The organism is Burkholderia sp. Ac-20349, from assembly GCF_017104865.1.
Lineage (GTDB): Bacteria > Pseudomonadota > Gammaproteobacteria > Burkholderiales > Burkholderiaceae > Burkholderia > Burkholderia aenigmatica.
The window spans coordinates 142,968-155,416 of record NZ_JAAGPM010000001.1 but is presented as its reverse complement, the minus strand read 5'-3'; the positions used below and the strand labels follow the sequence as shown (position 1 = coordinate 155,416).

Genomic DNA, 12,449 nt, shown 5'->3' with positions numbered 1-12,449 from the left:
ATCATCGCGCGGTTTTCGTCTCTGCTTCGATATTTCGCATGGATCTGGATTTCTGGTGGTTGCTCGCGATTCCGGTCGCGTTCGCGCTCGGTTGGGCGGCGTCACGCTATGACCTGAAGAATCTCCTGTCGGAGAGTGCCAACCTGCCGCGATCGTATTTTCGCGGCCTGAATTTTCTGTTGAACGAACAACCTGACAAGGCGATCGACGCGTTCATCGAGGTCGCCAAGCTCGACCCCGAGACGGTCGAGCTGCACTTCGCGCTTGGCAACCTGTTTCGCCGCCGCGGTGAAACCGACCGCGCGATCCGGGTGCATCAGAACCTGCTGAGCCGCACGGACCTGCCGGTCAACGAGCGCGACCACGCGTTGTACGAGCTTGGCCAGGATTTCCTGAAAGCCGGCCTGCTCGATCGTGCCGAGGAGGCGTTCCACAAGCTCGCCGACGGCGATTACGCGCTCGGCGCGCAGCGGGCGCTGCTGACGATCTACGAGATCGAGAAGGACTGGAACAAGTCGATCGATACGGCGAAGCGCATCGAGTCGATGAGCGACAAGCCGCTTGGCGTCGAAATCGCTCAGTTCCACTGCGAACTCGCGCAGGACGCGCTGCAACGCAAGAATGCGGCAGCGGCCGCCGAACAGCTGCGCCTGGCGCTGGCCGTGAACCCGCAGAACGTTCGCGCGACGGTCCTGTCCGGCGACGCGGCGGAAGCGGAGGGTAACCACGCGGCCGCGATCGAGCACTGGAAGCGCGTCGAAGCGCAGAATCCGGCGTATCTGCCGCTCGTTGCCGACAAGCTGATGAAGGCGTACGTCGCGCTCGGCAAGAACGCCGAAGGCGCCGAGCTGCTGATGGGGTATATCGATCGCTATCCGTCGAACGACCTGCTCGACATCGCGTACCAGCACATCGCGGGGTTGCGTGGCCAGGACGCGGCGCACACGCTCGCGCGCACGCAGATGGAGAAGTCGCCGAACCTGTCGGGGATGCTGCATCTGCTCGATGCGCAAATCGCGGCGGCCGACGAACCGCGCCGTAAGGAACTTGAAATGATGCGTGCGCTGATCAAGCAGCGCACGAAGAATCTGCCACGGTATACGTGCCAGAATTGTGGTTTCCGGGCACGGCTTTTCTATTGGCAGTGTCCCGGATGCAGCGGCTGGGAAACCTATGCGCCGCGCCGCGTCGAACCAGCGATGCCGGGCTGATCCCGGCACGCCGAGCCAACGCGCTGCGGTTGTCGCCGGGCTCGTCCCGGCGGCCAAGTTAGTCAATCACCGGGAAGTACCGGAACATCTATGAAAATCACCATCATCGGCACCGGCTACGTCGGTCTCGTCACGGGCGCCTGCCTGGCGGAGATCGGTCACGACGTCTTCTGTCTCGACGTCGATCCGCGCAAGATCGACATCCTGAACAACGGCGGGATGCCGATTCACGAACCGGGGCTGCTGGACATCATCGCGCGCAACCGCGCGGCCGGGCGCCTGCGCTTCTCGACCGACATCGAGGCGAGCGTCGCGCACGGCGAGATCCAGTTCATCGCGGTCGGCACGCCGCCCGACGAGGACGGTTCGGCCGACCTGCAGTACGTGCTCGAAGCCGCGCGCAACATCGGCCGCCACATGACGGGCTTCAAGGTGATCGTCGACAAGTCGACGGTGCCGGTCGGCACCGCGCAGCGCGTGCGTGGTGTGGTCGACGAGGCGCTTGCCGCCCGCGGGCTGGCGGGCAGCGTCGCACACCGCTTCTCGGTCGTGTCGAACCCGGAGTTCCTGAAAGAAGGCGCTGCGGTCGAAGACTTCATGCGTCCTGACCGCATCATCATCGGCGTCGACGACGACGAGACGGGCACGATCGCGCGCGAGAAGATGAAGAAGCTCTACGCGCCGTTCAACCGCAACCACGAGCGCACGATCTACATGGACGTGCGTTCGGCCGAATTCGCAAAATACGCGGCGAACGCGATGCTTGCGACGCGTATCTCGTTCATGAACGAGATGTCGAATCTCGCCGACAAGGTCGGCGCCGACATCGAGGCCGTGCGCCGCGGGATCGGCTCCGATCCGCGCATCGGCTATCACTTCCTGTACGCCGGCGTCGGCTACGGCGGCTCGTGCTTCCCTAAGGACGTCCAGGCGCTGATTCGCACGGCCGGCGAGAACGGCCAGCCGCTGCGCATCCTGGAGGCCGTCGAGGCGGCCAACCATGCGCAGAAGGACGTGCTGATCGGCAAGATCGAGCAGCGCTTCGGTGCCGACCTGACCGGCCGCGAGTTCGCAGTGTGGGGCCTGGCGTTCAAGCCGAACACCGACGACATGCGCGAGGCGCCGAGCCGCCGCCTGATCGCCGCGCTGCTCGCACGCGGTGCGACCGTGCGTGCCTACGATCCGGTCGCGATCGAGGAAGCGCGGCGCGTGTTCGCGCTGGATTTCGGCCATGACGCGAGCGCGCTGGCGCGGCTGCATCTCGTCGACACGCAGGACGTCGCCGTGAAGGGCGCGGATGCGCTCGTGATCGTGACCGAATGGAAAGAATTCCGGAGCCCCGACTTCACGCGCCTGAAGGCTGAACTGAAGGTGCCGGTGATCTTCGACGGGCGCAACCTGTACGAGCCGGACGCGATGGCCGAGCTGGGCATCGACTACTACGCGATCGGCCGGCCGTATGTCGATCCCCAGTCGTCTTCCCGTGGCTGACCGCACGATGAACACTCTCCGCGAAGTCGTTCCGGTGCCGCGTGCGCAGATCGCGCGCTCGCGCGTGCTTGTCGTCGGCGACGTGATGCTCGACCGTTACTGGTTCGGCAACGTCGATCGCATTTCGCCTGAGGCGCCGGTGCCGGTCGTGCACGTGCAGCGTCAGGAAGAGCGGCTCGGCGGTGCGGCCAACGTCGCGCGCAACGCCGTGACGCTCGGTGGCCAGGCCGGGTTGCTGTGTGTCGTCGGTTGCGACGAGCCCGGTGAGCGGATCGTCGAGCTGCTCGCCAGCAGCGGCGTGACGCCGCATCTCGAGCGCGACCCGGCGTTGCCGACCACGATCAAGCTGCGCGTGCTCGCGCGCCAGCAGCAGCTGCTGCGCGTCGACTTCGAGGCGATGCCGACGCACGAGGTGCTGCTCGCAGGGCTTGCGCGCTTCGATTCGCTGCTGCCGCAGCACGACGTCGTGCTGATGTCGGATTACGCGAAAGGCGGCCTGACGCACGTCACGACGATGATCGAGAAGGCACGTGCGGCCGGCAAGTCCGTCCTCGTCGATCCGAAGGGCGACGACTGGGCACGCTATCGCGGCGCGTCGCTGATCACGCCGAATCGCGCGGAATTGCGCGAGGTGGTCGGGCAGTGGAAATCGGAAGACGATCTGCGCGCGCGCGTCGCGAAGCTGCGCGCGGAACTCGACATCGACGCGCTGCTGCTCACGCGTTCGGAAGAGGGCATGACGCTCTTTTCCGCCACCGGTGAACTGCACGCCCCGGCGCTCGCGCGCGAGGTGTTCGACGTGTCGGGCGCGGGCGATACCGTGATCGCGACCGTCGCGACGATGCTCGGCGCAGGCGTGCCGCTCGTCGACGCCGTCGTGCTGGCGAATCGCGCGGCAGGCATCGTGGTCGGCAAGCTCGGCACGGCCACGGTGGACTACGACGAACTGTTTCACTGAGCGCATGCGGTGGCGCGACAAGCGCGCCGCACGCATCGCTCGCACTTTTCAGGCAGGACGATCATGACCCTCATCGTCACCGGCGCAGCCGGTTTTATCGGCGCGAACATCGTCAACGCGCTCAACGCGCGCGGCGAGACGCGCATCATCGCCGTCGACAACCTGACGCGCGCGGACAAGTTCCGGAATCTCGTCGATTGCGAGATCGACGACTATCTGGACAAGACGGAATTTGTCGAGCGTTTCGCTCGCGGCGATTTCGGCAAGGTACGCGCGGTGTTCCACGAAGGCGCCTGTTCGGACACGATGGAAACCGACGGCCGCTACATGATGGACAACAACTTCCGCTACAGCCGCGCGGTGCTCGACACCTGCCTCGCACAGGGCACGCAGTTCCTGTATGCGTCGTCGGCGGCGATCTACGGCGGCTCGACGCGTTTCGTCGAGGAGCGTGACGTCGAGGCGCCGCTGAACGTCTACGGCTATTCGAAGTTCCTGTTCGACCAGGTAATCCGTCGCGTGCTGCCGAGCGCGAAGAGCCAGATCGCCGGTTTCCGCTATTTCAACGTGTACGGCCCGCGCGAGACGCACAAGGGGCGCATGGCGTCGGTCGCGTTCCACAACTTCAACCAGTTCCGCGCGGAAGGCAAGGTGAAGCTGTTCGGCGAGTACAACGGCTATGCGCCGGGCGAGCAGACACGCGACTTCGTGTCGGTCGAGGACGTGACGAAGGTGAACCTGTTCTTCTTCGATCATCCGGAGAAGTCGGGCATCTTCAACCTCGGCACCGGCCGCGCGCAGCCGTTCAACGATATCGCGTCGTCGGTCGTGAATACGTTGCGCGCGCTCGACAACCTGCCGCCGCTGACGCTCGCGCAGCAGGTCGAGCAGGGGCTGATCGAATACGTGCCGTTCCCCGATGCGTTGCGCGGCAAGTACCAGTGCTTTACGCAGGCCGACCAGACGAAGCTGCGCACGGCTGGTTACGACGCGCCGTTCCTGACCGTGCAGGAAGGTGTCGACCGCTACGTGCGTTGGCTATCCGGCCAGGTTTAAGCGGAAGCGTTGCATCGATAGACTGGGTCTCACGGTCGGCAGCCGCCGGCCGTATTCATCGGAGATCCAGCACATGATCAGGAAATGGTTGGTCGCAGCGGCAATGCTCGGCACGATCGCGTCGGCCTGGGCGGCCGTCGATGTCAACACCGCGAACGAGGATGCGCTCGTCGGCATCAAGGGCATCGGCCCGGCACGGGCAAAGGCGATTCTCGACGAACGCGGCGCACGCGGTCCGTTCAGGAATGCGGACGATCTCGCATCACGCGTGAAAGGCATGGGCGGCCATACCGTCGAGCGGCTTCAGCAGGAAGGCCTGACGATAGGCGCAGCCGGCACAGGTGCCGCGCTGCCGGCCGCGGGCAAGCCGGCGGCCGGCAAGCCCGCGGCTGCGCCCGCCCGCACCGCGCAGAAGTAACACGTCGCGCGAAGTCGACAACGAGCTCCTTCAGTCGCCGTCGTTGCGACGGCTTCCCGCGGCATGCCGCGGGTTTTTTGCGTGGGCACGGCGTACACGGCGGCCACGCATTGCGCGGCAGGCGTATTCCATCGTCGCAATGGGGTTGCCGGCGCGCGCAGCGGCGCTGGTTTACAATCGATTGATTGATCGGCCTCGTACTCACGGTATATCCATGGCTTACAAAACTATCGAAGACACGATCGGCAATACGCCGCTCGTCCAACTGGTCCGCTTGCCGGACGACGAGATTCGCGCGCGCAACAACGTGGTGCTCGCGAAGCTCGAAGGCAACAATCCGGCCGGCTCCGTGAAGGATCGTCCGGCACTGTCGATGATCAGCAAGGCCGAGGCGCGCGGGCGCATCAAGCCGGGCGATACGCTGATCGAGGCGACGAGCGGCAACACGGGTATCGCACTCGCGATGGCTGCGGCGATCCGCGGCTACAAGATGGTGCTGATCATGCCGGAGGATCTGTCGGTCGAGCGCCGCCAGAGCATGGCCGCCTACGGTGCCGAAATCATCCTGACGCCGGTGAAGGGCGGGATGGAGCTGGCACGTGATCTCGCCGACCAGATGCAGCGCGAAGGCAAGGGCGTGATCCTCGACCAGTTCGCGAACCCCGACAATCCGATCGCGCACTACGAAGCGACCGGCCCGGAAATCTGGCGCGATACCGAAGGGCGCATCACGCACTTCGTGTCGGCCATGGGCACGACGGGCACGATCATGGGCACGTCGCACTATCTGAAGGAACAGAATCCGGCGATCGAGATCGTCGGGGCGCAGCCGGAAGACGGTTCGCGCATTCCGGGCATCCGCAAGTGGCCGGAAGCGTACATGCCGACCATTTTCGATCGCAGCCGCGTCGACCGCGTCGAGAACGTGAGCCAGGCCGCGGCGGAAACGATGGCGCGCCGGCTCGCGTCGGTCGAAGGCATCTTCGCGGGCATTTCGTCCGGTGGCGCATGCGAAGTCGCGATGCGCATCGCGCGTCAGGTCGAGAATGCGACGATCGTGTTCATCGTCTGCGATCGCGGCGACCGCTACCTGTCCACGGGTGTGTTTCCCGCCTGAACGCGGGCAAGCGTGCGCAGGGCACGTGCATAAAAAAAGCGCCGCTTGTGCGGCGCTTTTTCTTTGGGCAGGCAGTGCTTACTGCGACTGCGTTTCGGTGGCGCTCGGCGGAAGTGCGCCGCTCGCTTCCATCTGTGCCTTCACGGCCTCGCCAAGCTGGTACACGGTGAGCGCGTAGAAGAAGCTGCGGTTGTAGCGCGTCAGCACATAGAAATTCTTGAGCCCGAGCATGTACTCGGTCGCGCGGCCCGGCGACGGCAGGTCGACGACCGTCACGGGCGTACCGGCTTCGGTCGTGATGTTGACCGTCGGCTCGTTCAGCGTCATGCCCGCGCGCAGCAGTTGCGACAGCGCCCAGTGCGGTTCGGGCTGGCCGTCGGCGGCAGCTTGTGCGATCCCCAGGCTGCCCGTATCGGGTGTGATCTGCCAGACCACCGGGCGATCGGTTTCCCAGCCGTGCTGCTTCAGGTAGTTCGCGACGCTGCCGATCGCATCGACAGGACTGCTGCGCAGGTCGACATGGCCCGTGCCGTCGAAGTCGACCGCATATTCGCGGATGCTGCTCGGCAGGAACTGCGGAATCCCGATCGCGCCCGTATACGAGCCGAGCACGGTGGTCGGGTCGAGCTGGTTGTCGCGCGTCCAGACCAGGAAATCCTCGAGGTTCTTGCGGAACGTCGCCTGGCGGCTGTCGCGGTTCGGCGTGTCCGGATAGTCGAACGTGAGCGTCGTCAGCGCGTCGAGCACGCGGAAATTGCCCATGTAGCGGCCGTAGATCGTCTCGACGCCGATGATGCCGACGATCACCTCGGGCGGCACGCCGAATTGCTCGGACGCGCGCTGCAGCGTTGCCTGGTTCGCCTTCCAGAATTTCACGCCCGCATTGATGCGGATCGGCTCGATGAAGCGCGAGCGATAGACGCGCCAGTTCTTGACCGTCGGCGACGGGGCCGGCCTCACGAGCTTGACGGCCGTCGCCGAATAGCTGATGCGCGAGAACAGCGCGTGCAGGCTGGTGGAGTCGAAGCCATTGCGGCTCACCATCTCGTCGATGAACGCGTCGACCTTCGCGTTGTTCGCGTAACGCTGCGGAACGATTTCCTCTTCGAAGGTCTGGCCTTGCTGCGGCTGGGCCTGTGCGACGAGCTTGCCCGCGGACTTCGCGGGTTGCGTCTGCGCGCCGGCGGGCGCGGCGCCGAGGGCCGCGACCACGGCGGCCGCAACGAGCGGGACGCGAACACGGAACAGCGCGGAGAGAAGGGCGGCAGGCTTGCTGGAATTCATGTCGAAGCGGGCGGACAGGGCGATTGGGTTCGGCGCAGTATACCCGACGGATCCGGCGCGCCGGGGCGTGGCGGGCCCCCATTGTGGTAAGTTAGCGGCGAATTCGCGGCAGACGATGGACATCATTGATGGAGACCTGCGGCGCATCGTGCGCCGCGGATGACAGCTTATGGCAACCGCTTTCTATACGCACCCCGACTGCATGCTGCACGAGATGGGGGAATGGCATCCGGAATGTCCGGCTCGCCTGTCGGCGATCCAGGATCAACTGATCGCGAGCCGCATCGACGACCTGATCGTGCACGAAACCGCACCGTTCGCGAGCGAGGTGGCGCTGGGCCGGGTGCACACGCAGGCGCATATCGACTACATCCGGAGCATGACGCCGGTCGATGGCTACGTCGAGGTCGATCCCGATACGCTGATGAACCGCGATACGTGGCGCGCTGCGCTGCGCGCGGCTGGCGCGGCGATCGCGGCGACCGACGCGGTGATCGAAGGCCGCTATGCCAATGCGTTCTGCGGCGTGCGTCCGCCCGGCCACCATGCGGAGCCTGCGCGCGCGATGGGTTTCTGCTTCTTCAACAACGTCGCGATTGCCGCGCGGCACGCACTCGACGTACACGGTCTCGAGCGTGTCGCGATCATCGATTTCGACGTGCATCACGGCAACGGTACCGAGGCCGCATTCGCGAACGACGAGCGGGTGCTGATGTGCAGCTTCTTCCAGCATCCGCTGTACCCGTTCTCGGGCGTCGATCACCAGGCGCCGAACATGGTCAACCTGCCGATGCCCGCGCGCAGCAACGGGATGGCGATCCGCGAGGCCGTCGACATGTTCTGGCTGCCGCGCCTCGATGCGTTCAAGCCGCAGATGCTGTTCGTGTCGGCGGGTTTCGATGCGCATCGCGAGGACGACATCGGCAACCTCGGCCTCGTCGAAGCCGACTTCGAATGGCTGACCGCGCAGATCGTCGACGTGGCGCGCCGGCATGCACAGGGCCGCATCGTGAGCTGCCTCGAAGGCGGCTACAACCTGTCCGCGCTCGGGCGCAGCGTCGTCGCACACCTGCGCGTGCTGGCCGGCATCTGATGATCGAGCGACCGGCCGGGCGCGCTCAGCGCGCCGGCACGCGCGCGTGAATCCACGCGATCAGCGCATCGATCACGCGGTCGCGTTCGAGATCATTCATCGTTTCGTGAAAGCCGCCTTCGTATAGCGTCAGCGTACGATCGGGCGAGCCGACGCGTGCGCCGAACGCGCGGCTGCCGTCGGGCTCGGTCAGCTTGTCCTCGGTGCCGTGATAGACGAGCACCGGAACGCGCAGCCCACCGCGGCCGCTTTCGATGCGCGCCATCGCGTCGAGAATTTCCGCGCCGGTGCGCGCGGGCACCGCGCCGTGATGCACGAGCGGATCGGCGCGGTTGGCCGCGACGATGGCCGGGTCGCGCGACAGCAGCGCTGCATCGATCTTGATCGCGGGGAAGGTCGGCCAGATGCGGCTGATGACGCGGCTCACCGCGAGCATCCAGCGTGGCACGTCGCGCCCCGGCGCGAGCGCCGGGCTCGACAGCACGAGGCCCGTCAGCGCGTGACCGCGTGCCGGCGCGCGTTCGATCGCGTACAGCGCCGCGACCGCGCCGCCCATGCTGTGCCCCATCAGGAACAGCGGCGAATTGCCGCGCGCCGCTTCAGCGATCAGCGCATCCGCATCGTTCAGGTAGCCGTCGAAGCGCTCGACCCACGCGCGCTTGCCGGGCGACTGGCCGTGCCCGCGCAGATCGATCGCGAGCACGTCGATGCCGGCCGCGTTCAACCGACTGGCAAGCGCGGCATAGCGGCCCGCGTGTTCGGCAAGGCCGTGCACGAGCGCGATCGTCGCGCGCGGCGGCGTGGTGCCGTCGCCGGCCGGCCAGCGGTACGACGCCAGTTCGAGCCCGTCCGCGGTACGCAGCCGGCCCATGGTCGGCGCGGGCGACGCCGAAGGCGCCGGTCCGGCGGTGGCGGGTGCGGCGGCCGGCGTGGTGGTGGCGGTCATCTGGCGTGTCCCCTGTTCGTTGGCATGTGTTCCGGGATCATAGTCGCGGCATTCCTGCGGCGGGCCAGCGGCGTCCCTCTAATTTCGTGTAGTTATGAAAAGATCGAAATCGATTATTAAGGGGAATGAGGGGTTTGCGGTAAAATCGACGGTTATTCCAGATGCATCGGCGGCCGACTGGCGGGCCAACTCGCCGGCCGGCCGCCGTTTTGTTTACATGATCGAATTACGCAATCTTTCGCAGCGATTTCCCGGGCCGGGCGGCTGGGTCGAGGCGCTTCGCAACATCAACCTGACGATCCCGCAGGGCGAGGTGTTCGGCATCATCGGCCGAAGCGGCGCAGGCAAGAGCACGCTCGTGCGCACCATCAACCTGCTCACGCGGCCGACCGAAGGCAATGTCGTCGTCGGCGGGCGCGATCTCACGCTGCTGCCGGCTGGCGCGCTGCGCGAGGCGCGCCGCGAGATCGGCATGATCTTCCAGCACTTCAACCTGCTGTCGTCGCGCACGGTGTTCGACAACGTCGCACTGCCGCTCGAACTGGCCGGCGCAAGCCGTGCCGAGATCGAGGCCGCCGTGCTGCCGCTGCTCGACCTCGTCGGGCTGTCCGCGCAGAAGGATCGCTATCCGTCGCAGATCAGCGGCGGTCAGAAGCAGCGCGTCGGTATCGCACGCGCGCTCGCGAGCCAGCCGAAGGTGCTGCTGTCGGATGAAGCGACCTCCGCGCTCGATCCCGAGACCACGCGCTCGATCCTCGACCTGCTGAAGCGCATCAACCGTGAGCTCGGCCTGACGATCGTGCTGATTACGCACCAGATGGAAGTGATCAAGCAGGTGTGCGATCGCGTCGCGGTGCTCGATGCAGGGCGTGTGGTCGAGGAGGGCCGCGTAATCGACGTGTTCCTGCAGCCGCATCACGAAGTGACGCGCGCGCTGATCGGCGACGTGATCGCACAGGAACTGCCGCCCGCGCTGAAGGCGCGTGTGGCCGAGCGGCTGAAGACGGGCCGCGGGCATCTGCTGCGGCTCGCGTTCACGGGCTCGGGGGTCGACCAGCCGATCCTGTCGGAGACGATCCGCCGGTACGAGCTCGATTTCAACATCCTGCACGGCCAGATCGACGAGATCCAGGGGCAGGCATTCGGTTCGCTCGCGGTGCTCGCGGGCGGCGAGCCGGGCAAGGTCGGGCAGGCACTCGCGTTCCTGCGCGAGCAAGGTGTGGTGGTAGAGGAGCTTTCGTATGTTGAGTGAGATGTTCGATATGTTCGTGCAGTCGTTCTGGGAGACGCTGATCATGGTCGGCATCTCCGGAGTGGTTGGCGCGCTCGTCGGCCTGCCGCTCGGCGTGCTGCTCTACCTGACCGACCGCCAGGGCGTGCTGCAGAACCTCGCTGTGAATCGTGTGCTCGGCGGCATCGTGAATGCCGTCCGCTCGACGCCGTTCATCATCCTGCTGGTCGCGGTGATTCCGTTTACGCGGCTCATCACGGGTTCGTCGATCGGCACGGCCGCGGCGGTCGTGCCGCTGACGCTCGCGGCCGCGCCGTTCATCGCGCGTCTCGTCGAGACGGCGTTGCGCGAAGTCGACCGCGGGCTGATCGAGGCTGCGCAATCGATGGGCGCGACCACGTCGCAGATCGTCTTCAAGGTGCTGCTGCCCGAATCGCTGCCGGGCGTCGTCGCGGGCCTGACGATCACGTTCGTGTCGCTGGTCGGCTATTCGGCGATGGCGGGCGCGATCGGTGGCGGCGGCCTCGGCGATCTCGGGATCCGCTACGGCTACCAGCGCTATCTGCCCGAAGTGATGTGGACGGTGGTCGCGATCCTGATCGTGTTCGTGCAGATCGTGCAGTCGTTCGGCGACTGGCTCGTCCGCCGGCTGAGCCACAAGTAAAACAAGACCGATCGGTCAGGAGACACTCGATGCAACGACGCTTCATGCTGAAATTCGCGGTGGCACTGGGCGCGGCCGCGCTGTTCGCGGGCGCGCACGCACAGGCCGAAACCATCAAGGTGGGTGTGACGGGCGGGCCGCACGCGCAGATCATGGAAGCGGTGAAGAAGGTCGCCGCGAAGAGCGGCCTCGAGATCCGCATCGTCGAATTCTCCGATTACGTGCAGCCGAACGCCGCGCTTGCGTCGGGCGACCTCGATGCGAACAGCTACCAGCACGATCCGTATCTGCAGGCGCAGGTGAAGGACCGCGGCTACAAGCTGATCAAGGTCGCGGATACCGTCACGTTCCCGATGGGCATCTATTCGAAGCGCGTGAAATCGCTGGCCGAACTGAAGCCGGGCGCGCGCATCGCGGTGCCGAACGATCCGACCAACGGCGGCCGTGCGCTGCTGTTGCTGCAAAAGCAGGGCCTGCTGAAGCTGCGCGCGGACGCGGGGCTGAAGGCGACGCCGCTCGATATCGTCGACAATCCGCGCAAGCTGAAGATCGTCGAACTCGATGCGGCGCAGATTCCGCGCTCGCTCGGCGACGTCGACGCGGCCGCGATCAACACCAACTACGCGATGGAAGCGGGGTTGAAACCGAAACAGGACGCGATCGCGATCGAAGGGCCGAATGGCCCGTACGCGAACATCCTAGCGATCCGCGAGGCGGACCGGAACAAGCCGTGGGTCGCGAAACTGGTCGCGGCCTATCATTCGGCCGATGTGAAGCAGTTCATCGAAGGCAAGTTCGGCGGAGCGGTCATTGCCGCCTGGTAACGGGCGAAGCAACGGGCGCCCGGCGAGATTAGAGTCGATGATCGAAAACCCGGGCTTTGCGTCCGGGTTTTTTCTCTTTTAAAATAGAACGACCGTTCGCTATCATTGGCGCGTCGCCAAGAAGCGGTATCCTCGACAACCACGAAGGTTGGGTCC

The 12,449-nt window shown here is 65.7% G+C and carries 12 protein-coding genes; 10 read left to right on the top strand and 2 right to left on the bottom strand.

Going from position 1 to position 12,449, the window contains the following annotated elements:
• Window positions 1–38 precede the first annotated feature (38 nt).
• From lapB to cysM, 6 genes are all read left to right on the top strand, one after another.
• On the top strand, window positions 39–1,211 hold the full coding sequence (lapB, locus tag G3N61_RS00765) for a lipopolysaccharide assembly protein LapB (protein ID WP_089450132.1): 1,173 nt from the start codon (window positions 39–41) through the stop codon (window positions 1,209–1,211).
• Between the two features lie 90 nt (window positions 1,212–1,301).
• Window positions 1,302–2,702 (top strand): UDP-glucose/GDP-mannose dehydrogenase family protein, encoded by a 1,401-nt coding sequence (locus tag G3N61_RS00760; protein ID WP_043181865.1) that lies wholly within the window; start codon window positions 1,302–1,304, stop codon window positions 2,700–2,702.
• Between the two features lie 7 nt (window positions 2,703–2,709).
• Window positions 2,710–3,660, top strand: a complete 951-nt coding sequence (rfaE1, locus tag G3N61_RS00755; protein ID WP_051889794.1) for a D-glycero-beta-D-manno-heptose-7-phosphate kinase — start codon at window positions 2,710–2,712, stop codon at window positions 3,658–3,660.
• A gap of 63 nt (window positions 3,661–3,723) precedes the next feature.
• Window positions 3,724–4,716 (top strand): ADP-glyceromanno-heptose 6-epimerase, encoded by a 993-nt coding sequence (gene rfaD / locus G3N61_RS00750; RefSeq protein WP_043181867.1) that lies wholly within the window; start codon window positions 3,724–3,726, stop codon window positions 4,714–4,716.
• A 73-nt stretch (window positions 4,717–4,789) separates the two neighbouring features.
• On the top strand, window positions 4,790–5,134 hold the full coding sequence (locus tag G3N61_RS00745) for a helix-hairpin-helix domain-containing protein (RefSeq protein WP_043181868.1): 345 nt from the start codon (window positions 4,790–4,792) through the stop codon (window positions 5,132–5,134).
• A 214-nt stretch (window positions 5,135–5,348) separates the two neighbouring features.
• Entirely contained in the window at window positions 5,349–6,251 is a 903-nt protein-coding gene (cysM, locus tag G3N61_RS00740; protein WP_011351342.1) for a cysteine synthase CysM, read from the top strand.
• Between the two features lie 78 nt (window positions 6,252–6,329).
• Here cysM and mltB read toward each other — a convergent pair whose 3' ends face one another.
• Window positions 6,330–7,661 (bottom strand): lytic murein transglycosylase B, encoded by a 1,332-nt coding sequence (gene mltB, locus G3N61_RS00735; protein ID WP_080741543.1) that lies wholly within the window; start codon window positions 7,659–7,661, stop codon window positions 6,330–6,332.
• A gap of 43 nt (window positions 7,662–7,704) precedes the next feature.
• Here mltB and G3N61_RS00730 point away from each other — a divergent pair, with 43 nt between their 5' ends.
• Window positions 7,705–8,628, top strand: coding sequence for a histone deacetylase family protein (locus G3N61_RS00730; protein ID WP_043181873.1), 924 nt, complete (start codon window positions 7,705–7,707; stop codon window positions 8,626–8,628).
• A 25-nt stretch (window positions 8,629–8,653) separates the two neighbouring features.
• On the opposite strand, the gene G3N61_RS00725 is transcribed toward G3N61_RS00730, so the two are convergent.
• On the bottom strand, window positions 8,654–9,574 hold the full coding sequence (locus G3N61_RS00725) for an alpha/beta hydrolase (RefSeq protein ID WP_205821103.1): 921 nt from the start codon (window positions 9,572–9,574) through the stop codon (window positions 8,654–8,656).
• A gap of 217 nt (window positions 9,575–9,791) precedes the next feature.
• Between G3N61_RS00725 and G3N61_RS00720 the strand changes: the two genes are divergently transcribed.
• Genes G3N61_RS00720 through G3N61_RS00710 form a run of 3 tightly spaced genes read left to right on the top strand, consistent with a single transcriptional unit; the run spans window position 9,792 to window position 12,293 of the window.
• A complete protein-coding gene (locus G3N61_RS00720) occupies window positions 9,792–10,826 on the top strand; it encodes a methionine ABC transporter ATP-binding protein (protein WP_205821102.1) in 1,035 nt (344 codons plus the stop codon).
• Window positions 10,816–11,469: a methionine ABC transporter permease gene (locus G3N61_RS00715; protein ID WP_043181878.1), complete on the top strand. Its 654-nt coding sequence runs from the start codon at window positions 10,816–10,818 to the stop codon at window positions 11,467–11,469. The genes G3N61_RS00720 and G3N61_RS00715 overlap by 11 nt, the downstream gene beginning before the upstream one ends.
• Window positions 11,470–11,498: 29 nt before the next feature.
• Window positions 11,499–12,293: a MetQ/NlpA family ABC transporter substrate-binding protein gene (locus G3N61_RS00710; RefSeq protein ID WP_043181879.1), complete on the top strand. Its 795-nt coding sequence runs from the start codon at window positions 11,499–11,501 to the stop codon at window positions 12,291–12,293.
• Window positions 12,294–12,449 lie beyond the last annotated feature (156 nt).

What these genes read in the sequence shown, in the direction of transcription:
- lapB (WP_089450132.1), top strand. Translation starts at nt 39, where the DNA reads ATGGATCTGGATTTCTGGTGGTTGCTCGCGATTCCGGTCGCGTTCGCG.
- G3N61_RS00760 (WP_043181865.1), top strand. Translation starts at nt 1,302, where the DNA reads ATGAAAATCACCATCATCGGCACCGGCTACGTCGGTCTCGTCACGGGC.
- rfaE1 (WP_051889794.1), top strand. Translation starts at nt 2,710, where the DNA reads ATGAACACTCTCCGCGAAGTCGTTCCGGTGCCGCGTGCGCAGATCGCG.
- rfaD (WP_043181867.1), top strand. Translation starts at nt 3,724, where the DNA reads ATGACCCTCATCGTCACCGGCGCAGCCGGTTTTATCGGCGCGAACATC.
- G3N61_RS00745 (WP_043181868.1), top strand. Translation starts at nt 4,790, where the DNA reads ATGATCAGGAAATGGTTGGTCGCAGCGGCAATGCTCGGCACGATCGCG.
- cysM (WP_011351342.1), top strand. Translation starts at nt 5,349, where the DNA reads ATGGCTTACAAAACTATCGAAGACACGATCGGCAATACGCCGCTCGTC.
- mltB (WP_080741543.1), bottom strand. Translation starts at nt 7,661, where the DNA reads ATGATGTCCATCGTCTGCCGCGAATTCGCCGCTAACTTACCACAATGG.
- G3N61_RS00730 (WP_043181873.1), top strand. Translation starts at nt 7,705, where the DNA reads ATGGCAACCGCTTTCTATACGCACCCCGACTGCATGCTGCACGAGATG.
- G3N61_RS00725 (WP_205821103.1), bottom strand. Translation starts at nt 9,574, where the DNA reads ATGACCGCCACCACCACGCCGGCCGCCGCACCCGCCACCGCCGGACCG.
- G3N61_RS00720 (WP_205821102.1), top strand. Translation starts at nt 9,792, where the DNA reads ATGATCGAATTACGCAATCTTTCGCAGCGATTTCCCGGGCCGGGCGGC.
- G3N61_RS00715 (WP_043181878.1), top strand. Translation starts at nt 10,816, where the DNA reads ATGTTGAGTGAGATGTTCGATATGTTCGTGCAGTCGTTCTGGGAGACG.
- G3N61_RS00710 (WP_043181879.1), top strand. Translation starts at nt 11,499, where the DNA reads ATGCAACGACGCTTCATGCTGAAATTCGCGGTGGCACTGGGCGCGGCC.